General features: G+C 63.6%; 20 protein-coding genes. 7 read left to right on the forward strand and 13 right to left on the reverse strand.

Annotated features, from left to right (window positions below):
* The first annotated feature begins 1 nt into the window (after window position 1).
* Window positions 2–1,158 (forward strand): IS3 family transposase gene (locus tag JN531_RS15565; RefSeq protein ID WP_228348732.1). Its coding sequence is split into 2 segments (ribosomal slippage): window positions 2–242 and window positions 242–1,158, totalling 1,158 coding nucleotides; the frame shifts between segments, so codons are not numbered across the junction.
* On the opposite strand, the gene JN531_RS15570 is transcribed toward JN531_RS15565, so the two are convergent.
* Complete coding sequence (locus JN531_RS15570) at window positions 1,123–2,193, reverse strand: AAA family ATPase (protein WP_228349769.1); 1,071 nt, start codon at window positions 2,191–2,193, stop codon at window positions 1,123–1,125. The genes JN531_RS15565 and JN531_RS15570 overlap by 36 nt on opposite strands.
* A gap of 335 nt (window positions 2,194–2,528) precedes the next feature.
* Here JN531_RS15570 and JN531_RS15575 point away from each other — a divergent pair, with 335 nt between their 5' ends.
* Window positions 2,529–2,912: a hypothetical protein gene (locus JN531_RS15575; protein WP_228349770.1), complete on the forward strand. Its 384-nt coding sequence runs from the start codon at window positions 2,529–2,531 to the stop codon at window positions 2,910–2,912.
* 17 nt (window positions 2,913–2,929) lie between these two features.
* On the opposite strand, the gene JN531_RS15580 is transcribed toward JN531_RS15575, so the two are convergent.
* On the reverse strand, window positions 2,930–3,670 hold the full coding sequence (locus JN531_RS15580; protein WP_228349771.1) for a PaeR7I family type II restriction endonuclease: 741 nt from the start codon (window positions 3,668–3,670) through the stop codon (window positions 2,930–2,932).
* 3 nt (window positions 3,671–3,673) lie between these two features.
* Complete coding sequence (locus JN531_RS15585) at window positions 3,674–5,326, reverse strand: Eco57I restriction-modification methylase domain-containing protein (RefSeq protein ID WP_436233321.1); 1,653 nt, start codon at window positions 5,324–5,326, stop codon at window positions 3,674–3,676.
* A 577-nt stretch (window positions 5,327–5,903) separates the two neighbouring features.
* Here JN531_RS15585 and JN531_RS15590 point away from each other — a divergent pair.
* A complete protein-coding gene (locus JN531_RS15590; RefSeq protein WP_228349773.1) occupies window positions 5,904–7,586 on the forward strand; it encodes a SulP family inorganic anion transporter in 1,683 nt (560 codons plus the stop codon).
* Between the two features lie 46 nt (window positions 7,587–7,632).
* Window positions 7,633–7,803 (forward strand): DUF2970 domain-containing protein, encoded by a 171-nt coding sequence (locus tag JN531_RS15595; protein ID WP_228349774.1) that lies wholly within the window; start codon window positions 7,633–7,635, stop codon window positions 7,801–7,803.
* A gap of 18 nt (window positions 7,804–7,821) precedes the next feature.
* On the opposite strand, the gene JN531_RS15600 is transcribed toward JN531_RS15595, so the two are convergent.
* A complete protein-coding gene (locus JN531_RS15600) occupies window positions 7,822–8,013 on the reverse strand; it encodes a CopG family transcriptional regulator (protein ID WP_228349775.1) in 192 nt (63 codons plus the stop codon).
* 90 nt (window positions 8,014–8,103) lie between these two features.
* Here JN531_RS15600 and JN531_RS15605 point away from each other — a divergent pair, with 90 nt between their 5' ends.
* The gene (locus JN531_RS15605) at window positions 8,104–9,384 is read left to right on the forward strand and encodes an MFS transporter (protein ID WP_228349776.1); all 1,281 of its coding nucleotides are present in this window, start codon (window positions 8,104–8,106) and stop codon (window positions 9,382–9,384) included.
* Between the two features lie 81 nt (window positions 9,385–9,465).
* A complete protein-coding gene (gene ggpS / locus JN531_RS15610) occupies window positions 9,466–11,757 on the forward strand; it encodes a glucosylglycerol-phosphate synthase (RefSeq protein ID WP_228349777.1) in 2,292 nt (763 codons plus the stop codon).
* A 12-nt stretch (window positions 11,758–11,769) separates the two neighbouring features.
* Here the strand turns inward: ggpS and curA are convergent, their stop codons facing one another.
* From curA to JN531_RS15650, 8 genes are all read right to left on the reverse strand, one after another.
* Window positions 11,770–12,795 (reverse strand): NADPH-dependent curcumin/dihydrocurcumin reductase, encoded by a 1,026-nt coding sequence (curA, locus tag JN531_RS15615; protein WP_228349778.1) that lies wholly within the window; start codon window positions 12,793–12,795, stop codon window positions 11,770–11,772.
* A gap of 35 nt (window positions 12,796–12,830) precedes the next feature.
* A complete protein-coding gene (locus JN531_RS15620) occupies window positions 12,831–13,601 on the reverse strand; it encodes a glucose 1-dehydrogenase (protein WP_228349779.1) in 771 nt (256 codons plus the stop codon).
* The gene (lipP1, locus tag JN531_RS15625; RefSeq protein ID WP_228349780.1) at window positions 13,598–14,542 is read right to left on the reverse strand and encodes a LipP1 family hormone-sensitive lipase; all 945 of its coding nucleotides are present in this window, start codon (window positions 14,540–14,542) and stop codon (window positions 13,598–13,600) included. The genes JN531_RS15620 and lipP1 overlap by 4 nt, the downstream gene beginning before the upstream one ends.
* Before the next feature lie 15 nt (window positions 14,543–14,557).
* Window positions 14,558–15,676 (reverse strand): DUF5938 domain-containing protein, encoded by a 1,119-nt coding sequence (locus tag JN531_RS15630; protein ID WP_228349781.1) that lies wholly within the window; start codon window positions 15,674–15,676, stop codon window positions 14,558–14,560.
* Between the two features lie 41 nt (window positions 15,677–15,717).
* A complete protein-coding gene (locus JN531_RS15635; protein WP_228349782.1) occupies window positions 15,718–17,766 on the reverse strand; it encodes an acetoacetate--CoA ligase in 2,049 nt (682 codons plus the stop codon).
* 40 nt (window positions 17,767–17,806) lie between these two features.
* The gene (locus tag JN531_RS15640; RefSeq protein WP_228349783.1) at window positions 17,807–18,265 is read right to left on the reverse strand and encodes a DUF3237 domain-containing protein; all 459 of its coding nucleotides are present in this window, start codon (window positions 18,263–18,265) and stop codon (window positions 17,807–17,809) included.
* Between the two features lie 15 nt (window positions 18,266–18,280).
* A complete protein-coding gene (locus JN531_RS15645) occupies window positions 18,281–19,039 on the reverse strand; it encodes a hypothetical protein (protein WP_228349784.1) in 759 nt (252 codons plus the stop codon).
* Window positions 19,040–19,113: 74 nt separating this feature from the next.
* Window positions 19,114–19,965, reverse strand: a complete 852-nt coding sequence (locus tag JN531_RS15650; protein ID WP_228349785.1) for a glucose 1-dehydrogenase — start codon at window positions 19,963–19,965, stop codon at window positions 19,114–19,116.
* 227 nt (window positions 19,966–20,192) lie between these two features.
* Here JN531_RS15650 and JN531_RS15655 point away from each other — a divergent pair, with 227 nt between their 5' ends.
* Complete coding sequence (locus tag JN531_RS15655; protein WP_228349786.1) at window positions 20,193–21,656, forward strand: hypothetical protein; 1,464 nt, start codon at window positions 20,193–20,195, stop codon at window positions 21,654–21,656.
* Here JN531_RS15655 and JN531_RS15660 read toward each other — a convergent pair.
* Window positions 21,617–22,990 (reverse strand): DUF1329 domain-containing protein, encoded by a 1,374-nt coding sequence (locus JN531_RS15660; RefSeq protein ID WP_228349787.1) that lies wholly within the window; start codon window positions 22,988–22,990, stop codon window positions 21,617–21,619. The genes JN531_RS15655 and JN531_RS15660 overlap by 40 nt on opposite strands.
* Window positions 22,991–23,021 lie beyond the last annotated feature (31 nt).

Genomic DNA, 23,021 nt, shown 5'->3' on the forward strand with positions numbered 1-23,021 from the left:
CATGTCGAAGCGAAGGAAGTTCAGCCCGGAGTTCAAGCGCGGGGCTGTTGAGCAGTGCCGCCAGCCGGGTGTGAGTTGCGCGCAGGTCGCCCGGGAGTTGGGCATCCGGGACAGCCTGCTAACCCGCTGGAAGCGCGAGATTGAGAGCCAAGGGCAAGTCGCCTTTGGTGGCACGGGCACCGCCCGCGATGAGGAGCTGGCGCGGCTCAAACGCGAGCTTGCCCGGGTGAAGAAGGAGCGGGATTTTTTACGCGAAGCGGCGACGTTCTTTGCCAAGGGGTCGTCCTGAGATATCAGGCGATCGAGCGTTGCCGCGATGATTTCCCTGTTCGCCTGATGTGCCGCTGCCTGCGGGTGTCGCCGAGCGGTTATTACGGCTGGAGTACGCGCCAGCCCAGCGCACGTCAGGTCGACAACGATCGACTGCTTGCACGCATCCGTGAGCTTCACGAAGACAGCCGTGGCGTTCTGGGTGCGCCTCGCATGCAGGAGGATCTTGCCGAAGAAGGTGAGACTGCCAGCGTCAATCGCGTGGCTCGCCTGATGGCGCTGCACGGCGTGCAGGGCTGGCCGCGCAGGAAACGGCGCGGCCCGCGCGGTCAGCCGGGGCTGCCGCCACCTGGCGTGCGCAATCTGCTGGAGCGGGATTTCAATGCTTTGGAGCCCGAGACCAAGTGGGTGACCGACATCACCGAGATCAAAACCGACGAGGGCAAGCTGTATCTATGCGTCGTCCTCGACCTGTTCAGCAAGCTCGTGATCGGGTGGTCGATGCATCACCGGCAGGACCGTCAGATGGTGATCCGGGCCGTCGAAATGGCGATCTGGCAACGTCAGGGCGGATGGTCAGTGATCCTACATTCGGATCGCGGCAGCCAATTCCGCAGCAGTGACTATCAACGCTATCTGACCAGGAACACGCTGCTGTGCTCAATGAGTGCCGTTGGCCATTGCGGAGACAACGCTGCCTGCGAGGGCTTCTTCGGCATGCTCAAGCGGGAGCGCACGCACCGTGTGAAGTATCCGACGCTCGATGTCGCCAAGGCGGATGTGTTCGACTACATCGAGCGATTCCACAACCCGAGAATGCGGCGTAGAGTCGCCAAGCAGGATCAGAAGTTTTCAGCTCTTTCCAAACCGTCCGTGGTTACGGGGTAGAACCCGCTTGAACTGAGCGAGAAAGGAGAAAAACCACACGAAGCCTGCGCTGCGTTCTGAGAGTGGAAGTGTCGCTTTATGGTTGGTGTTTCGTATACGAATGTCCGACACCGTTCCGCTATTGAACGGAGCTTCGTCTCCCGCCTTGCCGGCGCCGATATCAATAACGACCTCTAGTGCCCTGTTCTGGCTCCAGAACTGAAAAATCTCTTCAGTGATCTCATTGCTAGCGGCTTCACATTTCGCCTTCAGCGCCTCGCGGCGGTCGGCGTTGGCAAGTTCATCAATGGTGGTGCCGGCGTACTCGAGGAAATCTAGAAAAATCTTGTCTCCTACTGAAACTTTGTCGGCGTTCTGATCCTTCTGGAGCTTTTCGAACGAGACCCGCCCCGACATACGCTCGAAGTGCGAGGTGAAGAAGAATCTCGGTTGTCTGGCGCCAAGGATATCGATGACTCCGAGGGTCAGATTCGAGTCTCGAAACTTCTTCAGGTTCTTGAGCAGTGCATCTTGCTTCGCACTTCGTTCTGCCAGATTGGATAGGGCTTTTGCAGCGTCGGTACCTTTAACTACACCGTGCAAAGCGTTGCGTTCTGTCGCGTCGAGCCCATGACTGCTCACGAGGTGGTCGAGACATTTCTTCTCGTCAACGGCAATTTCCCAGATGCGCTTGTCTTCGGCGTAACGGAAGCCGTAGTGCGCCTCGAAAACGTCTGACTTGAGAACTCCTGATCCCAATTGGCTCTCTACCGCGGCGATGTCGTCGGAGTCGAGCTTCCACCACGTTCTGATAACTTCCGCCTGCCCGCCAGGATGTCTGTCGTCAAATCGCGTAGAGAATCTGCGCGGGTAGTCAATGGTCTCGTCCAGCGTGAACGGTTGTGACGCGGCCGGCTTCAACGACCGAAGCGCGCTGAGTAGCGCGGTCTTGCCAGCCTCGTTCTTGCCGACAAGACACGTGAGTCCCCCTATCTCAAACTCTTCACTATCCTCGACTGACCGATAGTTCTGAACCCTCACCTTGCACAGCTTCATGCGCCTATCTCCTGTAGCGTGCCCCGACCGCGCCGCCTAGTAACTGGGCGTGCCGCCTTGTATACAGGCCCCCGCCATCGTGTAAACGAATTGCTCTAACTGAACGAAAAGCGCCCTCCGCTGATTGCGGAGGGGTGAAAGCATCACACCTGACGCAACGGTGTGTTGGCTCCCTGCCAGCGCCCATTCCCTTGTTCCTGCGGAAATTATCGGCAGGTGTACTTTTTGGTACCACCTGCCAGCATCCGTTATGCCTCAATGGCTTGCATATGTCGATTCACAAGCCAGCCGAGGCCCCAATGACCAGCAGAAATACGCCGCCAAAGTACCTGAGAATGCACCTCCACCTGGACGAGAACACGGCTCGTCAGGTCCGCGTCCAGGCGCACCGATGGGGGTTGAACGACACCCAGACGGTCAAGCAGTTGATCAGGCTCGGGCTGGACGCCTCACGTGATAACGCAGGAGGGAGTGCCGCCGTAGCCGAGCTTTCGGCGGGCCTCAATCGCATCGCCCAGCAGCTTCAGATCGCGCTGCTTGAGAACATGCAATTGACCCGTGAGTGCTACCGGGCACTGCACCCGAAACTGTCCGACGAGCAGCGCATGGAACGCTACAAGGCGATGCGCAAGGCAACCCTGGAAACCCTCCAGAAGCGGCAGAACGCGAGCGAATCGGCGCCTGCTTCACCGGCGGAGGGTGCGATTTCTTCGCAATGATTCAGGGTAGTAGATGCCTACCCATCAAGGCGCGCAGCGGCCGCCGCAATGTGCCCAGCAAGTCCGGTAACGACAGCTTTCAGGCTCGTCAGATCAGACATCTGAGTGAAGTGTCCGGTCAGGGCATCAGCGCGCTTGGTGGCCAACAGTGCAGCCGATGAGTACAGGCCTTCCTGCACAAGGCGCTGACATAGGATGTCGTATCGCTGCAGGTATGAGGCTCCCTTGAACACCTCGAAAACGGGGAAATGTGGTGAGCTATCGCGCACTGGTGTTCGTGATTCGGGGGCATCCTCGACGGCCATTATCCAGGCGATGAAGGGGCGCGGCTGCTCCCCGAATGCGCCTTCGCGATATGCCGTCCACAGATCGTGAGCCGTGCCTATCGCTTCCTCGGTTCGGTTGTTGAAGTTGTTCCCGAATGACGGGCCAACTTGGCTTTTCAACTCGACGGCCGCGACCAGTTCGCCCTTGTAAGTAACCAGCAGGTCCCACAGTTTTGTTGGCCTGAAGTACCCCGGCAAAGTGAGCATTGCGCGGTTCTTATGGATGTCTGCGCCCTGCAACCCGTTAAGGCGAACCAGATCAATGACCAGATCAAGAAAGCCATCCATATTCTTACCGCTGGTGACGCCAGCACGCTCACCCTGATCGACTCTTCCGGCCTCGATCTGCTTCTGTCTTGCGGCCTCCCGCGCGCCCCAGAACGTCTTGATCGCCTCTTGAGCGCGTTCTTCGTAGTTCGCCAGATTGAGCAAAAGTTAGCCCCCGTTTCCGCCCAGAGCAGCGCGCTCTGCGGCATTCAAGTGATAGAGATCGAACACGACTTCGTCGCACCGCAGCCGGCTTCTGGATTCGCCGGCCTCGACCAACTTGGCGCGCATTTCAGGTGGAACGTCCGCCCACTGGGGCACACGAATCCGGCGTAAGTACTGTGCCTGGAATCGAAGAAAGCCCCCCCTCATCTTGGTCGAATAGGTGCTGATGAACAGACGAGCGATCGACGACAGAAGTACCGCCTGCAGGGCGCGCAAGTCCCACGAATCGGACACCACGAAGTACAAATTGTGATGCGGATAGAGATTGCCCGGCTCGAAAACGATGTGCGCTTCCCCCTTGATGTCGGGTATCAGAAGCTTCGGCTTTCGCGCCAACGCAGGCGTGATCCTGTCGATGGTCCGGTACCAGTTTGCGGGTGCCTTCTGCGCACAGTGGCGCTTCTGAATGAGCGCACGATTTCGCTCCAGGTACGCTGCAAGTCGAGGGTACTTGGTGAGATCGACCAATCCCCCGGTGTCCTCGAACGGATTGATGACTCCGTTGCCTTTCCATTGCACTTCGCCGGACTCGATGTCCTTTGTCGTGACCAGCGGAAGCTTTCTATCCGCCTCGACATCAAGGGCGGAAAACTCGCCGATGAATGCCTTATCCGCTCCGGTAGCGACGCCGATGCCGACCTTGCAGCCTGCCTCTTCCAGGGTGGGCAACTCGGCTTCAAGGCGGCGGATTACTGCCATTTGGTCGGCGGCATCGAGCAGCCAGGGCGCATCTCCACCTGTCACCTTCGCCAGCACTTTGACGTGCTCAGAATCTTCCCCATTGGCAAGATCGCGTGCGAGGGAGGTCAGGAATTCGTGCGTCAGATTCGGCCTGTGGGCCGTCGCGGTGGGGCCGCCATGCTGTCGTGAAATGACAGTGATCGCCGGATAGGTTGCGACCTCCCTCATGAAGGGCTGGGTGCCGACCATGTCCACGAAGATTCGGAGGTGGAACCCGCCGTCTATGAAGGCGCGTAACGGCCCTCCGTATCGATTCTTCATCCATCGGTCGGCGCAGATGAAGCCTTGGCTTCCCCCTTGCTTCAAGAGCGATAGGGATCGCTCAATGAACGGCACATACAAATCTGCACGGTCATACAGCGTCCGGAACCGTCGCCGATACTCTCGGAGTAAGGGCGTGGGAATCAGCTCCTGGCGAACGTAGGGGGGGTTGCCAACTACAAAGTCGAATGGGCTACCCACATCGGCCAACAAGAAGTCGCCCTGACGCAACCACGAGGCCGTCAAGGTGTCCGCCTCGGCCGAGGTAAATCCCTCGTCAACCAGCTCTGCAATGAGCGCCGAGCGAGTCGCCTCGAATGTTTCGCGATGCAGCTCGAAAGCAACCAGTGCTTGCTGTAGGTCTGCAACTGACCCGCCGTCACGCCGCCAGGCGGTCAGCAATCGGCGAAGGATGGGCCGCAGGAAGTCTCCGGCCCCGAAAGACGGCTCCAGAAGACGGCAGCGATGAAGTGCTACCCCGTCCGTATATCCGACCAGGTCGAGGATGAACTCGACTACCTCGGGGCGGGTGTAGACCGCACCATGACCGTCCTCGATCTCGCTTGCGGCAAGCTGTTCCACCGCGCTGGCCACAGAGGCTTCCTGCGGCACCGGCAAGTCATCGAACAGCGCCAGGGTCTGGAGGTCGGGGTCTTCAATCAAAGCGCTGAGCCTGTCTCGCGTGTTTCGGGTCGTGTCGGTAGATGCGAGTATCTACTAGTTCCGCATCGATGTAGGGTCGCGCCAACGAGGCAAGGCAGGTGCGCTCTAATGGCTATTCCCATCCGCACTATATCCGCACCACGGGGGTCACTTCGGGTCACTTGGGCGCATCGGCCGTCACCGAGCGTCACTTCTGAATTTTAAGGCAATCAATAAGTTGCATTAAAAACAGGAGGTTGCGCGACAAGCGCGGCCAGCTTAGAAGGCGGATGCTCTATCCAGCTGAGCTACGGGCGCTCGAGCGCCAGTTTAGTCGAGACACTTCGATCGCGGGCTCGCCGGTGTGACCGCCAACGACGATCTGTCCGGCAATGGCCGCTGCCGGCCGACTGCCCCATCGAGACTCAGGGGTCAGGTCATTCACGACCGCGTCCCGGATGACGGTCGCATATTCAATGTTTTCGTTATGATAATGTGATGCACATTCTCTATGCTTGGAGAAGGCCACATGATCGCTCTGGTTGAAGCGGCCCGCGCGGGGCTACTCAAACGCCAACACCTCGGCCGGAACGTCATCGCGGGCGTCATCGTCGGGGTGGTCGCGCTGCCACTGGCGATGGCCTTTGCCATCGCCAGTGGCTTAAAGCCTGAACAAGGTCTCTACACTGCCATCATCGGCGGACTGGCGGTCTCCCTTTTCGGCGGCAGTCGGGTGCAGATCGCCGGCCCCACCGGGGCGTTTATCGTCATCCTCGCCGGCGTCACTGCCGAGCACGGCGTAGAAGGGCTGCTGCTGGCCACCCTGATGGCGGGTGTCATTCTCATCCTCCTTGGCGCTGCCCGCCTTGGGGCCGTCATCCGCTTCATACCCAACCCTGTCGTCGTCGGGTTCACGGCCGGCATCGGTGTGATCATCTGGGTGGGCCAGTGGAAAGACTTTCTGGGTCTGCCGACAGCCTCGAGCGGCGCATTCCATGAAACGCTGTTGAATCTATTGCAGTCACTGCCAGATCTGCACCCCGTGACCACCGCACTGGGGACGCTCAGTCTGCTGCTGACCCTGTATGGTCCGCGGCTACCCGGCATGGCGCGGATTCCAGGACCGCTGATCGCGATGTCGGTCGCGACTGCGCTGCAGTGGTCCATGAACTTCGAGGGCGTCGCCACCATCGACAGCGCTTTCGGTGGAATCCCACAAGGCCTGCCGACCCCGGATATACCGGTCATCAGCTATGACCGTCTGGTCTCGCTGGTTCCCGCCGCACTGACCATCGCCATGCTCGGTGCCATCGAGTCGCTGCTGTCTGCCGTCGTGGCTGATGGCATGGCCGGAACCCGACACGATCCGAATCAGGAGCTGATCGGACAGGGCGTGGCCAATATGCTGACGCCACTGTTCGGTGGATTTGCCGCAACCGGGGCGATCGCGCGCACGGCCACGAGCCTCCGCAACGGCGCCAACAGCCCGGTCGCAGGCATCGTCCACACCCTGACGCTGCTGTCGGTGCTCCTGCTGCTCGCGCCCCTGGCAGCGGCTGTTCCACTGTGCGCGCTGGCCGCCATTCTATTCGTGGTGGCATGGAACATGGCGAACGTCGGTCACTTCATCCGGCTGATTCGTACCGCCCCCCGTTCGGACGTGATCATCCTGTTGATCACCTTCATTCTCACCATCACCACCGACCTGGTCGTCGCGGTCAATGTCGGGGTCATCCTCGCAATGTTGCTGTTCATGCGGCGAATGGCCGCAGCCGTCGAGATCGTCAGCACATCAGACACTTCACCGAGCAATGCGATGTTGCCGGACCAAACCTCAACCCTGCCGCGCGAGGTCCTCATTTTCACCATCGAGGGCCCGTTCTTCTTCGCAGCGGTTGAGCATCTTGAGCGCGCCCTGCGCGAGACCGGCGCCGACCCCCGTTGCATGGTGATTCGACTTCATCAGGTGCCCTTCGTCGATATCACCGGCATTCAAGCGCTGGACGATGCCATCCACAATCTGGAACAACGCGGCGTTGTAGTGCTGCTGAGCGAGGCCAGATCAAATGTGCTCCGCAAGCTCATACGGGGCGGACTGCTTCGAAGGCACGGCCTCCGGCGACGCCATTTTCGCCAATTCGAGAACGCGATCCGCACAGCGCGGCGCGCCCACAGCACACCCACCGCTCAGAGATCTTCAACAGATGCATGATTCCCGGCAAACACCACAGAATCGGATCGGCCCGGTGCGGGCCGCCATGATCATCCTGGCCGCCGCTGTCGGTGTCAGCAGTGGCCGACGGCGCGGCCAAGAGCTTGCACACATCAGTTCTGGTGCCCTGCTACTGGCTTTTCTGGTGCTGGGGTTGGTGCTCTATGCAGGAATGCGACTGTTCGTGCATCTGGTTCAGGCGCAATTGACGCCCTGACCCGACAGCACCTTCCCGCTACGAGCGACTGCGACCACCACGCACGGTGGTCTTGGCGCCATAAACGACCCCATGATCCGACAGGTAGCCGCGGATGAGCTGCCGTAGCACCTGCGACGGCGTCAGATCCTGCTGGGCACACAGCGCTTCGAATGCACGCTTCTTGTCCGGATCAAGCAAAAAAGTGAACCGCGCGGTCTTGGATTCCATGTCGAAATACTAGCATCCCGTGCACATGTGATTGTCACCGGTCTCCCGGCATGACACCGCCGGATCAACCGCTCTTGGTAGCATGGCTGGATGAGTTCATTCCGCGGCACTGCCGCCCCCCTGTCCGCCCTGCTCACCGGCGTTGCCCTGTTGCTGCTCGGTACCGGCCTGCTCAATACCCTGCTGTCGGTGCGGGCCGTGCAGAACGGCCTCGACAGCACGCTGCTGGGACTGGTGATGTCGGCCTACTTCGTCGGCTTCATTCTCGGCACCTTTCTGTCACCGGTGATGATCCGCCGGGTCGGTCATATCCGCACCTTTGCGTGCTGTGCGGCGGTCGCCGCGAGCACGGTGCTGGGCCACGCGTTGACCGATCATCCGGGTATCTGGATGCTGCTGCGCGCCCTCACCGGAATCAGCCTGGTGGGGCTCTATGCGGTCATTGAAAGTTGGCTGGCGGCACGTGCACAGGGGTCGGAACGGGGACGCGTATTTGCGCTCTACATGATCGTCAACCTGCTGGCGTTGGCGGCCGGCCAGTTCCTGATGCTGCTGGCGCCGGCACAGAGTTTTGCCCTGTTCGCCCTGATCGCAATGCTGGTCAACCTGTCACTGGTCCCCATTGCCTTCACCCGGCTCGAACAACCCTTGGCGCCCCATTCCCCACGCCTGCATATCGGCGAGATGGTGGCGACGGCTCCGACCGCCGCGGCCTGTGCCTTGCTGTCGGGTCTGGCGATGGGCGCCTTCTGGGGCATGCTGCCCGCCTATGTGCAGGGCGCCGGGGCCGGCGCCTCCGGCGTCGCCATTTTCATGAGCACGGCGATCCTCGGCGGCGCTGCCCTGCAGTGGCCGCTGGGACGCCTGTCGGACGGACATGACCGCCGCGAGACCCTGCGCATGGTGGCCCTCGCGGCCTTGCTGGTCGCGGTGGTGGCCGGTGCCTTGAGCCTGTGGCAACCGGCCGCGCTGCCGGCGCTCATGTTTCTGTATGGCGGGCTGGCGTTCGCCGCCTACCCCATCGGCGTCGCCCATCTCAGCGACCGCCTGCCCGCAGAGCGAGTCCTCGAAGGTGCCAGTGTCTCGCTGCTGTTGCACGGCGCTGGTGCCGCCATTGGCCCGGCGCTGGCCGGCGTCTTGATGAGTATCGCCACCCCGTCGGCATTGTTCCTGCACTTTGTGCTCTGCTGGGGGGCGTTGGCCGCCTATACCCAGTGGCGCCTGCTGCGCGAACGGCCGCAACCGCAGACCACGGATGCCGGCACCTTCATTCCGATGTTGCGGACATCCCCGGTGGCACTGGAAATGCTGTCTGAAGAGCCCCCGACCGACGATCCGTTTGCCGCAGCGCAGCATGAACGGGTATCATAGAAAGGATTAATCGTCGGCGTTCCACTTCTATTGCTTTGGCAATCGCGTCGGCGTTCCCAGCCCACGCAGGAGAACGCACCCATGCTACTGGCCACCGACCTCGACGGCACCCTGCTCGGCGGGGACATCGAAGACCGTCTGAAGCTGTATCAGCTGATCAACCGGCACCCGGACATCAAGCTGGCCTTCGTCACCGGCCGCGGCCTGGAATCGGTGTTGCCCCTACTGACCGACCCCACCCTGCCGCGCCCGGACTACATCATCTGTGACGTCGGCGCGACGGTGGTCGATGGCCATACGCTGCAGGCCATCCAGCCGCTTCAGGCAGAGATCGATGCCAACTGGCCGGGGGAACAGGTCATCGCTCAGGCGCTGGCGGTGGTTCCGGATATCCAGCGCCAGGAGATGCCACAGGAACGCCGCTGCTCCTACTTCTGCAGGGAGGACGCGGTCACCCCGGCGCTGCGCCGGCAAGTGGAGTCGCTCGGCTGTGACCTGCTGTTCTCAGCCGGCGTCTATCTGGATGTTCTGCCCAAAAACGTGAACAAGGGCTCGACCCTGCGAAAGCTGGTGCGCCAGCTGGGCGTCGCCGATGGTGCGGTGCTCACCGCGGGCGACACCCTCAATGATCTGTCGATGCTGGACATCGGCTACAAGGCGGTGGCGGTGGGCGAGTCCGAGCCGGGCTTGCTGGAGGCCACGCGCAACAAGGGGATGGTGCTGCAGGCACAGTCGCCGGGATGCGGCGGCATTCTCGAGGCGCTGTCGTATTTCGGCTTCCTCGGCGAACACGGTATCGACTCCGAAGTGGAAGCCCGAAAGCCGTTCGGCAAGTCCGAGCTGTTGATGGTGTATCACCGCCTGCCGTATGAAGAATATCGTGAGAAAGGCGAGCTGAAACGGCGGCAACCGCGATCACCCAACGGCATTCTGCCGACCCTGCTGTCATTCTTTACCGGCAAACATCGCGGCACCTGGGTGGCATGGGCGATCCACGATGATCCGGACAAGGTATTCGAACGCCATACTGACGTCGACCGCGAGCACTATCCGAATCTCAGCGCCTGCCGGGTCCCGTTGACGACCCGCGAGGTCGACATCTTCTACAAGCGCTTCTCCAAAGAAGCGTTCTGGCCCCTGCTGCATACGTTCTGGGAGCGCGCCCGTTTCCGCGAGGAAGACTGGAAGGTGTATCTCGACGTCAACCGAAAGTTCGCCGAGGCGACTGCCGCCGAGGCGGCCAAGGGTGCGCTGGTGTGGATCCACGATTACAACCTGTGGATGGTGCCGGCCTTCCTCCGCGAGCGTCGTCCGGACCTGAAGATCGCGTTCTTCCACCACACCTACTTCCCGTCGGCCGACGTGTTCAATGTGGTGCCCTGGCGGCGCGAGATCATCGGCAGCCTGTTGCAGTGCGACTACATCGGCTTCCACATCCCCCGCCAGGTCGAGAACTTCGTCGATGTCGCCCGCGGCGCGGTGCCACTGAAAACCCTGGAACGCGAAGGCTGCGCGCCGCGGTTCCTTACCTACGGTTGCGCAGTCGGCCTGGACCGCATGACCACCTGTATCGACGCCGGCGGCCGCATCGTCCGCCTCGGTGCGCACCCGGTGGGCCTCGACATGAACCGCGTGCGCGAAGCATTGGGGGCGCCGGAGACCCAGCGTCGGATGGAGCGGCTGCGCGGTCATCTCAAGGGTCAGCGCATGATCCTGTCGGTCGAGCGGCTCGACTACACCAAGGGCACGCTGGAAAAACTGCAGGCCTACGAGCGGATGCTCGAGGACTACCCGGAGCTGCGCGGCAAGGTCACCCTGGTCTGCGTCTGTGTACCGGCCGCCTCGGAAATGACGGTCTACGATGAGCTGCAGGAGCAGATCGAACAGACCGCCGGCCGGATCAACGGACAATGGGCGCAGGTCGGCTGGACCCCGCTGCAGTTCTTCTTCCGCAGCCTGCCGTTCGCCGAGGTGGTGGCCTATTACGCCATGGCCGACGTCATGTGGATCACGCCCCTGCGCGACGGCCTCAATCTGGTCGCCAAGGAATACGTTGCGGTCCAGGGGCTGTCAGGCGGACGCGGTGTGCTGGTGTTGTCGGAGTTCGCCGGAGCGGCCGCCGAGCTGAAGGGGGCGATCCTCACCAACCCGCATGATCCGGTGGATCTGGCGGGAGCCTGCTACACCGCGCTCAACATCGGCCGTGCAGAGGCCGAGAGTCGCCTGCGCGGTCTGTTCGAGATCGTCCAGCACCACGACCTGCAGCGCTGGGCCGACGAGTTCATGCACCACCTCAGCGATGAGGTGCTGCAGAGCAAGCCACGCGGGAGCTACGGCAGTGTCGAGCACGAACGGGCGATGGAGCTGCAGTAAGCGCCGCAGGCGCTAATCAGCGACCTTCACCACCAACTTGCCGAGGTTGTCGCCGCGCAACAAGCCCATGAAGGCCCCCGGCGCGGCAGCGAGTCCGACCACCACGTCTTCGCGATAGTGGATGCGGCCCTCGGCCAGCCAGGCCCGCATGTCGGTGTGGAACTCGCGCTGGCGGTGCAGGTGCTCGCCGATGATGAAGCCCTGCAGCGTCACCCGGTTCACCAGCACACTGCGCATCAGCGCCGCCAGCTGGTTCGGCCCCGGCGGCGGTGCGGTCAGGTTGTACCAGGCCACCACGCCACACACCGGCACCCGCGCATGGGTGTTCAGGCGCGGGATCACCGCTTCCAGCACATGGCCGCCGACGTTCTCGAAGTAGACGTCAATGCCATCCGGCGTCGCCGCCTTGAGCTGGGCGTAGAGGTCATCCTGATGGTGATCCAGACAGACATCGAAGCCGAGTTCGTCGACGGCCAGCGCGCACTTCTCGAGGCCGCCGGCAATGCCGACGACACGACAACCCTTGAGCCTGGCGATCTGTCCGACCGTCGCCCCCACCGGTCCGGTGGCGGCGGCCACCACCAGGGTCTCACCGGCTTGCGGCTGACCGATGTCGAGCAGTCCGACATAGGCGGTGAGCCCCGGCATGCCCAGCACCCCCAGCGCCCAGGACGGATGCGGATCGTCCGGGTCGAGCCGGCGCACGGCGTTGGCGGGCGCCACCGCGTGGGTCTGCCACCCGGTCATGGCCAGCACCCGGTCGCCGACTTCGAAACCGTCGGCACGCGACGCCAGCACCCGGCAGACCGTGCCGCCACACATGGTTTCGCCGAGCGCGACCGGCTCGGCATAGGACGGCCCCTCGCTCATGCGACCGCGCATGTAGGGGTCCAATGACAACCACAGGGTTTCCAGCAGCAGCTCGCCGGGACCGGGATGTTGTGGGCAGGCAACCTCCTCGAGCCGGAAGTCGGCGGGCGTCGGTCGCCCCTGCGGCCGCTGCGCCAGGACGATGCGGCGGTTGATGTTGGGAATCATGATGGCTCCGGCAGGCGCGGTCTGGGACGGTGAGCCTACGCGGTCATGCCGCCATCCACCACCAGATCGCTGCCGGTCATGTAGCTGGATTCGTCGCTGGCCAGAAACACCACGGTCTGCGCGATCTCGGCGGGGTCAGCGAAACGCCCCATGGGGATGCGCGCCAGCGTCTTGGCGACGAAGGCTTCGGCCTCATCGGCGGGTAGCGTGCCCATCGCCCCGGACACCAACTGCGTCGCCGCAAAGCCGGGACAGACCGCATTGATGCGGATCGGGTATCCGGCCCGCGCACAGTGAATGGCCGCCGCCCGCGTCAACAGGCGTACCGCCGCCTTGCTGGCGTTGTAGGCGACAATGATGGGCTCGCCGATCAGGCCTTCGATGGAGGCGATGTTGATGATCGAGCCGCCCTTTTCCTTCATCCGGGCAATCGCCATCTGGGTGCCGAGAAAGACGGCATCGGCATTCACCGCCTGGGTCTTCTTCCAGTCGGCGAAACTCAGGGTTTCGATGTCGCCGAGCAGGGCGATACCGGCATTGTTGACGAGGACGTCGATCCCACCGAAATGCTGCTCGGCGAGATCCAGCACCCCGGTCCAGTCGGACTCGACCGTGACATCGTGGCGGCAGAAGGCCACCCGCTGACCACTGGCGTCCATCCGCTCGGCCGCGGCCCTGCCCTCGGCGACATCGAGGTCGGTGATCAACACCTTGGCCCCCTGCGCCAACAGCCGTTCCGCCGCCGCCAGCCCCAGCCCGCGGGCACCCCCGGTGATCACACAGACCTTGTTTTCCACCCGCTTCATGACAAGGCCTCACGCAGCTCGGCGCCCAACTGTTGCAGGGCGGTACGGGCTGAGGGAATCAGGCCATCCATCGAGAAGCAGCCGTGAATCTGGTCATCGAGTGCGGTGAAGCGGACCGGTACGCCGGCCTTGCGCAGGATATCGGCGTAGGCGATGCCGTCATCGCGAAGCGGGTCGAACCCGCACACCAGAATGCTGGCAGGCGGCAGCCCGCCATGCGACGGCGCCAGCAACGGCGACACCCGCCAGTCGTCTACCGGGGGCGTGTCACCGAGGTAGTTGCCGAGGAAGTAGCCCATCAGGTCGGCTGTGAGGAAGTAACCCTCCGCATTCTCTTCATGACTGGGGCGTCCGCCCCGGGCATCGGCCACCGGGTAGATCAGCAGCTGATATTTCAGCGGCGGGGCATCGCCGTCGCGAGACATCAGTGACACCACCGCCGCCAGATTGCCACCCGCCGAGTCACCGGCAACGGCGAGCCGCGAGGCGTCGATGCCGAGCGTCCCCGCCTGCGCTGCGACCCAGCGCGTTGCCGCCAGACAGTCCTCAACCGCCGCGGGGAACGGCGCTTCCGGCGCCAGCCGATAATCGACCGATACCACCACGCAATGTGCAGCGTTGCAGAGTGTCCGACAGAGCACGTCATAGAGCGCGATATCGCCGATCACAAAACCGCCGCCGTGAAAGAAGACCGTGGCCGGCAAGGCCTGATCGGGTACCGCACCGGCAGGACGGTAAAGACGCAGGGGCACCGGCCCTGCAGGGCCATCGGCCTGCAGGTCACGCACCTCGGCAACCGGCTCGGGTACGCCCTGTAGGGCGCCGAGCCCGGCACTGGCGGCCATTCGCGCCTGAACCGGCGGCAGTTGATCGAGCGTGGGCTGCCCACTGGCCGCCATCAAATCGAGGACCTTGCGGGCATCGGGGTCGAGGGAAGTCATCGTCAGTCCTCGTCGTCAGTGGTGGGTCATGATCGGCTTGCTGGCCAGGCCGAAGCTCTGCAGCACCCCGAGCAATTCGCGGTGGCCAAAGGCCTGGCAGCCGGAGGCGAAACCATAGCGCTTGGGCGGCGCCTGCAACAGGTGATACGCCGCATAGGCCTGCATCAGCCCGGTCTGCTTGTAGTTGCAGGTGCCGTGGATCACGCAGTGCACCCGGCCCAGCGGGCCGCTCGCATGCACCGAGTCCACCGAGGTATTGATGCGCTGGTTCTCGCGCGGTGGCATGCCGGCCTGCAGGCTGGCGGCCATGTCGGACAGCGCCTTCTCCTGCTCAGCCTTGGGCATCTTCTTGATCTGCTCTTCGACCACGCTGGTGATCTGCACCACGCCTTCCATCACCGTACGGTCGAACACGCCGCCCATGGCCTTGACGTTGGCGACACGGGGATCGTTCTTGAACCACACCGGATGCGCGGTGCCGCCCCAGGGCAATGCCATCGCCACTTCGTGCTGGCCTGGCACGATGTATTCGGCCCTGGCGGTGGGCGCCCACTGCACGTACTGGTTCTGCTCCAGATAGAAGAAGTCGGCGGTGAGAATGCTGAAGATGGTCTGGGTGGAAGCGTAGGTCGGGAACCCGCGCCAGAGCACCAGAATGTCCAGCGTATCCAGCCCCGGCGTTTCCAGGCAGAGGTTGGCGGCAATCTCGCCGGTGGTGTACATCTGGGCAATGCCCGGCGACAACAGCAGCTGGCGCTCCGCGTACTTGGCGCCCCAGTGCTCTTCACACCACATCATCCAGTTCTGCTCACCATTGGTATCGGTGTAGTGACAACCGGCGGCATAGGCGGCCTCGACCGCCTCGGGGCCGTACTTCATGAACGGCCCGACCATGTTGCAGACCACCTTGGCGCCACTGAACAGTTCGGTCAACGCGGCGGTGGTGTGTTCGACCTCGACGATGTCGTACTCGGCATTTTCGATCCCGGGCACCTTGTCGAGCACCTCGCGGATACGCTTGGCATCACGCCCGGCGGCGATGAACGGCGTGCGGTACTCCCGCAGGTACTCGGCGACGAGACGACCGGTGTAGCCGGTCACACCATAGATCACGACGGGTTTCTTGCTGCTCATGTGGTTCTCTCCTGATGGTTGTAGTGACAGCCTGAGCACAGTCAGGCGGATTGCGATTCCCGCGCCCGCCACTGGTAGTCGATGGACTCCTGGGCGAACCGCACGAAATAGTCGATGGCGTCGGGATTCATCATGGCGTCGCGGCTGGCGGCCTTGGCCAGCGGCATGCCGGTCAGAATCTTGCGGACCGGAATTTCCATTTTCTTGCCGGTCAGGGTGTAAGGCACCTGATCGATCGCATAGACGCGATCGGGCACATGGCGCGGGCTGCAGTCGCTGCGCAGCCGCTGATTGATCCGCTCCCGCAGGCCGGCGTCGAGGGTGAAGCCCGGCTTGAGCTTGATGAACAGCGGCATGAAGAAGTGCCCTCCCGGCAGCTCGCAGCAGACGATGAGGCTGTCGGCAATCTCCGGCATCTGCTCGACGGCACGGTAGATCTCGGCAGTCCCGATGCGCACCCCGAAACGATTCAGGGTGGAGTCGCTGCGACCGTAGATGTAGCACCCGCCACGGTCGTTGATCTTGATGAAATCACCGTGTCGCCAGACGCCGGGGAACACGTTGAAGTAGGCGTCGTGATAGCGGCTGCCGTCATCGTCGTTCCAGAAAAAGATCGGCATCGACGGAAACGGGGTCAACACCACCAACTCGCCCACCTCCCCCGGCGCCGACGGCGTGCCATCGTCGCGCCAGGCATGGACATCCATGCCCAGCAATCGGGTCTGGATCTCACCGGCGTACACCGGCAGCAGCGGTGCTGCCCCGACAAAGCCACTGCAGAGTTCGGTGCCGCCGGACTGCGAGGTCACCCAGAGGTCGCTCTTGACGCAGCGATAGAACCAGTCGAAGGTCTCCGGGGTCGACGGCGCGCCGGCAACCACGATGGCCTCAAGCCGGGACAGGTCGTAGGTCTCCCCAGGCCGCAGCCCGGCCTTTTCCATCATCTGCACAAAGGTGGGGCTGGCGCCAAAACTGGTGGTACCGGTATCGGCGGCGAGTTGCCACAGGAATTCCGGCCCTGGATGCGCCGGATTGCCGTCGTAGAGCACCGCGGCGCTGCCGGCAAACAAGGCGGCCAGCAGGATGTTCCACATCATCCAGCCGGTGGTGCTGTAAAAAAACATGGTCGAGCCAGGGCGCAGGTTGATGTGGAAATGCATCAACTTCATGTGCTCGACCAGCACCCCGACATGACTGTGCACGATCGCCTTGGGCAGACCGGTGGTGCCGGACGAGAACACCACCCACAGTGGATGGTCGTGGCCGACCCGTTCGAACCGGAATTGCTCGCGCGGGACATCGCGATGCTGCAGCAGCCGCCGCCAGGACAGCACGTTGGGCAGGTCCGGCAGCGGCGCCTCCGGCTGCAGATAGTCGAGCCAGATCACCCGCTCCAGCGACGGCAACGACGCGACAATACGGCGGACCTCCCCTTCCCGCTTGAAGTCCTTGCCACCGAAGCGATAGCCATCGGCGGCGAACAGGACCTTCGGTTCGATCTGGGCGAAGCGGTCGATCACCGTCTGCACGCCGAATTCCGGCGCCGCCGATGACCACACCGCACCGATGGCGGTGGACGCCATCATCGCCACCGCCGTTTCCGGCACATTGGGCATGTAGGACACCACCCGGTCACCCGGTTCGACACCGAGGGTTCGCAGCTGGGTGGCAACAATTCGCACCTGACGACCCAATTCCTGCCAGCTCATGGTCGCCAGCGGACGCAGCTCAGAGCTGTGGTGGAACACGGTTTCGCCCGGTGCCGCGCTGGCTTCGTAGCGCAGCAGGTGCTCGGCGTAGTTCACCTTCGAACCCACGAACCACTGGCTGCCCTGCATCTCGGGTCGGTCCAGCACCTGATCGGGTTGGGTGTCGGACAGAATCTCGAAGTAATCCCAGATCGAGCCCCAGAAGCCGGCGGTGTCGGTGACCGACCACTGCCAGAGTGCGTTGTAGTCCTCGAAGCGCTTGCCGCGGTTGCGCGCCAGCCACCCCATGTAGTGCGTGATCTGCGCGTTCTGGGCGAACTCGGGACGCGGTGTCCACAACCAGTCGCCTTCCTGCAGCTTTCGCTTGAGATCATCCGCCATGTGCCGTCCCCCTTCTTGTTGATCGGTCGCCGTCGTCATCTCAGCGGACGGCGTACACGTCGTATGTGACCTGCAGTGTTTCCAGGTTGCCCTCGCCAACACCGATGCACAGGCAGCGTTCGAGATCGGCATACGCGGGATGGGCGCAGCGCAACCGCGGAACCGTTCGCAGGTGCAGCAGCGGCGGGATGTCACCCTTTAGAAACCGCTCGTAGGCATCGACCCCGAGATCGCTGAGACCCGGATAGTTGATGTGGATCAGCGCGCCATCATCGGTCTCGATGGTCCCCTGGACGTTCAACTCGGCGACCCCGTCGCGGCGCAGGGTGAGAAAGTCGGCGCCCTGCGCGGCCATGGTGCCGCGAATCCGCGGACCGAGGACCTCGCCCCCGGCGATCCAGAAGTTGACGCGAATGCCCTCGGCGACGGGCCCCACCACCTGGGGCGGATGCAGCCGCGCCTGGTAGCGGAAAAGATGTTCGGTATTCAGGGCATGCATCTCAGATCTCCCGGGTCAGGCGGCACGCAGCCGCTGCAGTGTCGCCATCACCGCGTCCGGCGCGGTATCGGCTGGAATACGAGCGAATCGGGTCGGGCTGTTGTCGGTCAGCGACTCACCACGCCAGATGGCATCCGGCAACCTCACCACCGCGTTGGTCAGCTGCGCCGCCTCGGTCACGACCATCGTCCAGCCCTCGGGCGTCGCCTCGAGACGGTGCCGCGACGGCGGGACCAGCCCCAAGGTCCAGCGATTACCCCGCGCCACCTCGGCGACTTGCCGGTAGTGCGCCAGGCGCTCTGCATCGACACCGACATCGTCTTCGGCTTCGATCAGCATCAGCACCTCGATGGAGGGTCCGACGACGCCGTGCAGAAAATTGGCCAGATGCAGGGTGGCGCCCTCAATCTGGTCGTCATCGGGCGATGATGAAAGCGACGGGTTGACGGCTGCCGCGGCGATGCCGATGGCATGGGCCGGCGATGGCATGGTCAGACACAGTGGTAACCCGGGCAGGCTGGAGGCCAGCCCCTGCAGCACCGCGTTGACGTGACGCATCAGCTGCGGGTCGGCAAGCAGCACTTTCAGGGCATAGCCGGTGCGCGGCTTCTCCCCCATGGCCTGCCGTAGCCTCGGGTGAGCGCGCACCCAGGCAGGAAACAGACGGGTGAGGTCGAGACTGAGCACATCGCTTGCGAGCAAGCGCTGACATTGACCCAACCGCGCGACCAGGGCGTCAGCATCGGTCCAGTCGATGTCGCCTCCGTTCAGCACGCGGGCACAGTAATCGTGGCCGTCCAGCCACAACCGCGGGCGAGGCCCGGGTTGCGATCGGGACGGGAACCCGCTCATGCGGCGACCACACCACCGTCAATCGACAGTTCAGCCCCGGTCACCCAGCCGGCCGCGTCGCTGGCCAGATAGATGACGGCGCTGGCGACATCCACCGGCTCGCCGAAGCGACCCAGGGGGTGCAGTGCCAGCAATGCCGCCTCGGCTGCAGCCCGATCGGGCGCCAGGCCCAAGGTAATCAAGCCATCAAGCAATTGCTCGCCCATGGCGGTGAGGATCAGTCCGGGATGCAGCGAGTTGACTCGGACCCCGGCCCCCAGACGTCCGCATTCAACCGCCGCCGCCTTGGTCAGGGAGCGCACGGCGCCTTTTGACGCCCCATAGGCGCCGTGGGCAATCACGCCCACCAACGCAGCGGCGGAGGACATGTTGACGATGGCGCCGCCACGCCCGGCGCTGCCCCCCGGCGACATCGCACGAATCGCATGCTTGCAGCCTAGGAAGGTACCCGTGACATTGATGTCCTGAATCTGACGGAACTGCTCGACACTGCAGTCACGCACCAGCGAACCGGATTCGACGCCCGCATTGTTGACCAGGACATCGAGGCTACCGAATGCGCTCACCGCCGTCGCGACAGCGGCCTCCCAGGCCGGCTCGTCGGTGACGTCATGAACGGCGCAGACGGCTTCGCCGCCCGCCGCGCGAATGGCTTCGACAGTGGCCTGACCCCCACCGTCGGCGATGTCGGTCACCACCAGGCGAGCGCCGACGGACGAGAGTGCCAGCGCAATTTCGCGGCCCAGCCCCTGCGCGCCACCGGTGACCAATGCGACCTTGCCGTCGAGGCGAAAGCGATTGAGGTAGTCCATGGCATCAGCGCCGTTGCTGCGGACGAGCGACGACAACGGGACAGCTACCAACAGTCGCGATCGACTCCATCGCGACAACGCTTGCATGGGCCATGGTGACTCCTCCAGGCACTTGTTATGGATGGATACGTGGCTCTCACGGCCACGCTCCCATTGCAGGCTATCCAGACCCCCGAGGCCTTCCGCTACCCGCACGGGTAGTTTTGTCGGCCGCCGAGCCTGCGAGACTGCATCCACGAGTTGAAATTACCTTGGGGAGTCCCGTGTCCATACGTCCCGCAATCCGGTTGTCCCTTGCGCTGGCCCTGCTGGGCGCGCTCGGCGCCTGCGCCACACCGATTCCGCAGCCGGATTTCTCCGGTCTGATGAAACCGTTGGCGGAATGTCGCACGCTCTATGCCGAAGTGGATGCTCGGGTCGCCGCGGCGGGCGTCGGTCATCCGGCCTACCACCGGGTGCCCGGGTTTCCCTACCTGCGCACTGATCGGCTGATGGCGTCTTACGCTGATGAAGTCGGCGATCTCGACCGCTTCGGCGCATGGACCCGGCGCATGCGCGAGTTCGATCAGGAGGCGCGCGACTATGAGCTGCGCAACCTCAATCTGCCGCGACAGGAACGGGCTGATCTCCATGGCCGCATGCACGCCTGCGGCTACGGGCTGGTACCGTTGGAATTGCAGAATCCGGCCGTGCAGGCGCGGCTGCTGCAGGCGGTGCAGCCGCCGGACGAGTATTCCACGCTACGGCGAACCGTCGGCTTGCTGCCACTCACGGCACCGCTGGTACGCCACGAGTGGGAGGCCCGGGCGGCGAACATCGAGGCACGCTTCGCCACCGCAGCGGCGTCACCAGCGGCCGGAACGGTGACGGTCTGGCAACCGACCATCGAGGTGGAGCGCCGCTGGGTCCCGGATGACCTTCGCGCGCTGCCCGACGATCCGCTCGGCTTCCCCGGGCTGATCCTCACGGCCTGGCGAGCCTTGGTCGAGGCGCACGCGCCACAACTCTGGTGGCCGTCTGCATCGTCCGCGCCCGGCGCGCCACGCTGGCAGGACGGGCAGTTGCAGATCGATCGCAGTGAACCGGTGGTGCATTACCAGATCGGCTTTACCCGCTTCAACGGTCAGCCGCTGGTGCAGATCGTGTATTTCATCTGGAGCCAGGGCCCTCGCCATCCGCAATTACTGCAGTGGCGCGTGACACTCGATGCGCGGGCTGAACCACTGATCTACGACAGCCTGCATGCGGAAGACCAGATTCCACTCTGGTTTGCGGCACAGCCGCTGATCCCCCGTGACGACGTCGACGTGCCGCTGTTGATGCCACAGCTGACGGTACCCGACAGCCGTCCGGCGCTGCAGTTGGCAGGCCCGGCCAACCTGCTGGTGGGCATCGCTGCCGCCAACGCACCCCCTGCCAACGTAGACCGCCACCATTATCGGCTTCGATCGCTGGACGAGGTCTTCACCCAGGAAACCGCCGATGGCAGCGTCAACCTGTTCCTGCCCGACGGGCGGCTGCGCGGCAGCGATGGCTATGCCCCGGCCTGGTCCTGGCCCAGCGGCACGCCCGCGGATGGCGCCATCCGTCACTACCTCCGACAGCCGCTGGACCCGGTCAACCGCCACCACTACGACGACCCGCACTTGCTGGAGGCGTGGTTTCGCCTGCCGCCGCCGGCAACCGCTCAGCTCCCCAGTCGGCTCAGGGCGGATTGGGTGAGGTAGCGGTCGTACATGCCGGGATCGTTGGCAATGGTGTCGTGGCCAGACGCGGTGCGGACCTGTTCCAGCCGCGTCATGCTGCGGGTCTGCAGGTCAAAGGCGTGGACATGCGCCCAGGACCAGTACGGATGCTTGCCATCGAGAAACCGTTTGTCGCCCTGTTCGTAGAGCGAGAAGGCGGCATCGAATGAACGGTAGGCCTGGCCGCGGCGGTCATACGACACCATCGCCACCGGCAGCCCGGTGCGGGCATCGAACCACACCCGCTTCTTGCTGACCGGCGCGCGCGGAAACTTCACCGGCTCGGCCTCGCAGATGATCGCTTCCGGCACCAGCTCGACGGTGGTGTCCCAAAAGGTCTTGCCTTCCGGCCCACCGTGCGTGCCGTGGTGCCAGTTGTCGTTATCGGCGTTCCAGTTGTCGGACAGCGCGCACAACGCCGGGCCGCGGCCGACGATGCGATAGTTGCCCCAGGTGTAGAGCGGATCGCCGGCGGCCCAGGCATCCGACAGATACAGCGTCGAGCCGGGAATCAGCGGCTCGAAGCGCTGGTCGGTCGGGAACTGGCGCACCCGCTTGAACTCGGGCACGTAGCCGTAGAGCACCGGAAACGTGCTGTGGTCGTAGGGCCAGATGTTGAGAAACGATGTCCCGCGCGAACTGTGCGGTTCGAGAAAGACGATGGACTGGTAGCGCAGCTTGTCCTCATGGCCGGGCCAGTAGGGCTTGGGTTCCATGCTCACCCGTGCCACCGGTGACAGCTCGGCCCAGCCGGCCTCGTACTCGTAGTTGACCTTGCCCTCGGGACCGAGGTCCTGCTCGAAAATGGCGTAGAACGAGCCGTCGTGCCGCCCCCAGTTGAGGGTCAGGCTGGCAAACAGCTCCAGCGCCGACTGGGCGGCCGGAAACGGATTGCCGCCGATCCAGGGGCCACCATCCGGCGCCACCACGTTGCCCTTGTCATCGAACCGGGCCTTGCCCTGATTGCGCAGCGTCGCCTCCAGGTACTCCCAGGGGCTGAGCCGCATCAGGTCGGTGGTGCTGGCCTTGACCTTGAGGCGCCGCCCCATGGTTTTCACCTGCTCGTACTTGACCGGTTCCAGCAAGTCCTTCACCAGCTCGACATTGTCGGCGGTGATGACGTCACCCGGTTGGATGCGGCCACGGGTGTAGGCCTCGATCGACAGCAGCTCCTCAGGATACGCACGCGTGGCCTCGCCGGTTTCCGCCAAGGCCTGCCACAGCGGCATCAGCACACCGGCACCACCGGCGCCGGCAGCCACCGTCTTGAGAAAGTGGCGGCGGCTGAAGTCGCGGTCGAAGCGGCGTATATGCATGTCGGTCTCCTGAAAAACGAACGCCGGGCAG

This window comes from Flagellatimonas centrodinii, from assembly GCF_016918765.2.
Taxonomy (GTDB): domain Bacteria; phylum Pseudomonadota; class Gammaproteobacteria; order Nevskiales; family Nevskiaceae; genus Polycyclovorans; species Polycyclovorans centrodinii.

Excerpts from the sequence above, each read along its gene's own strand:
- JN531_RS15570 (WP_228349769.1), bottom strand. The coding sequence starts at position 2,193 with ATGAAGCTGTGCAAGGTGAGGGTTCAGAACTATCGGTCAGTCGAGGAT.
- JN531_RS15575 (WP_228349770.1), top strand. The coding sequence starts at position 2,529 with ATGCACCTCCACCTGGACGAGAACACGGCTCGTCAGGTCCGCGTCCAG.
- JN531_RS15590 (WP_228349773.1), top strand. The coding sequence starts at position 5,904 with ATGATCGCTCTGGTTGAAGCGGCCCGCGCGGGGCTACTCAAACGCCAA.
- JN531_RS15595 (WP_228349774.1), top strand. The coding sequence starts at position 7,633 with ATGATCATCCTGGCCGCCGCTGTCGGTGTCAGCAGTGGCCGACGGCGC.
- JN531_RS15600 (WP_228349775.1), bottom strand. The coding sequence starts at position 8,013 with ATGGAATCCAAGACCGCGCGGTTCACTTTTTTGCTTGATCCGGACAAG.
- JN531_RS15605 (WP_228349776.1), top strand. The coding sequence starts at position 8,104 with ATGAGTTCATTCCGCGGCACTGCCGCCCCCCTGTCCGCCCTGCTCACC.
- ggpS (WP_228349777.1), top strand. The coding sequence starts at position 9,466 with ATGCTACTGGCCACCGACCTCGACGGCACCCTGCTCGGCGGGGACATC.
- curA (WP_228349778.1), bottom strand. The coding sequence starts at position 12,795 with ATGATTCCCAACATCAACCGCCGCATCGTCCTGGCGCAGCGGCCGCAG.
- JN531_RS15620 (WP_228349779.1), bottom strand. The coding sequence starts at position 13,601 with ATGAAGCGGGTGGAAAACAAGGTCTGTGTGATCACCGGGGGTGCCCGC.
- lipP1 (WP_228349780.1), bottom strand. The coding sequence starts at position 14,542 with ATGACTTCCCTCGACCCCGATGCCCGCAAGGTCCTCGATTTGATGGCG.
- JN531_RS15630 (WP_228349781.1), bottom strand. The coding sequence starts at position 15,676 with ATGAGCAGCAAGAAACCCGTCGTGATCTATGGTGTGACCGGCTACACC.
- JN531_RS15635 (WP_228349782.1), bottom strand. The coding sequence starts at position 17,766 with ATGGCGGATGATCTCAAGCGAAAGCTGCAGGAAGGCGACTGGTTGTGG.
- JN531_RS15640 (WP_228349783.1), bottom strand. The coding sequence starts at position 18,265 with ATGCATGCCCTGAATACCGAACATCTTTTCCGCTACCAGGCGCGGCTG.
- JN531_RS15660 (WP_228349787.1), bottom strand. The coding sequence starts at position 22,990 with ATGCATATACGCCGCTTCGACCGCGACTTCAGCCGCCGCCACTTTCTC.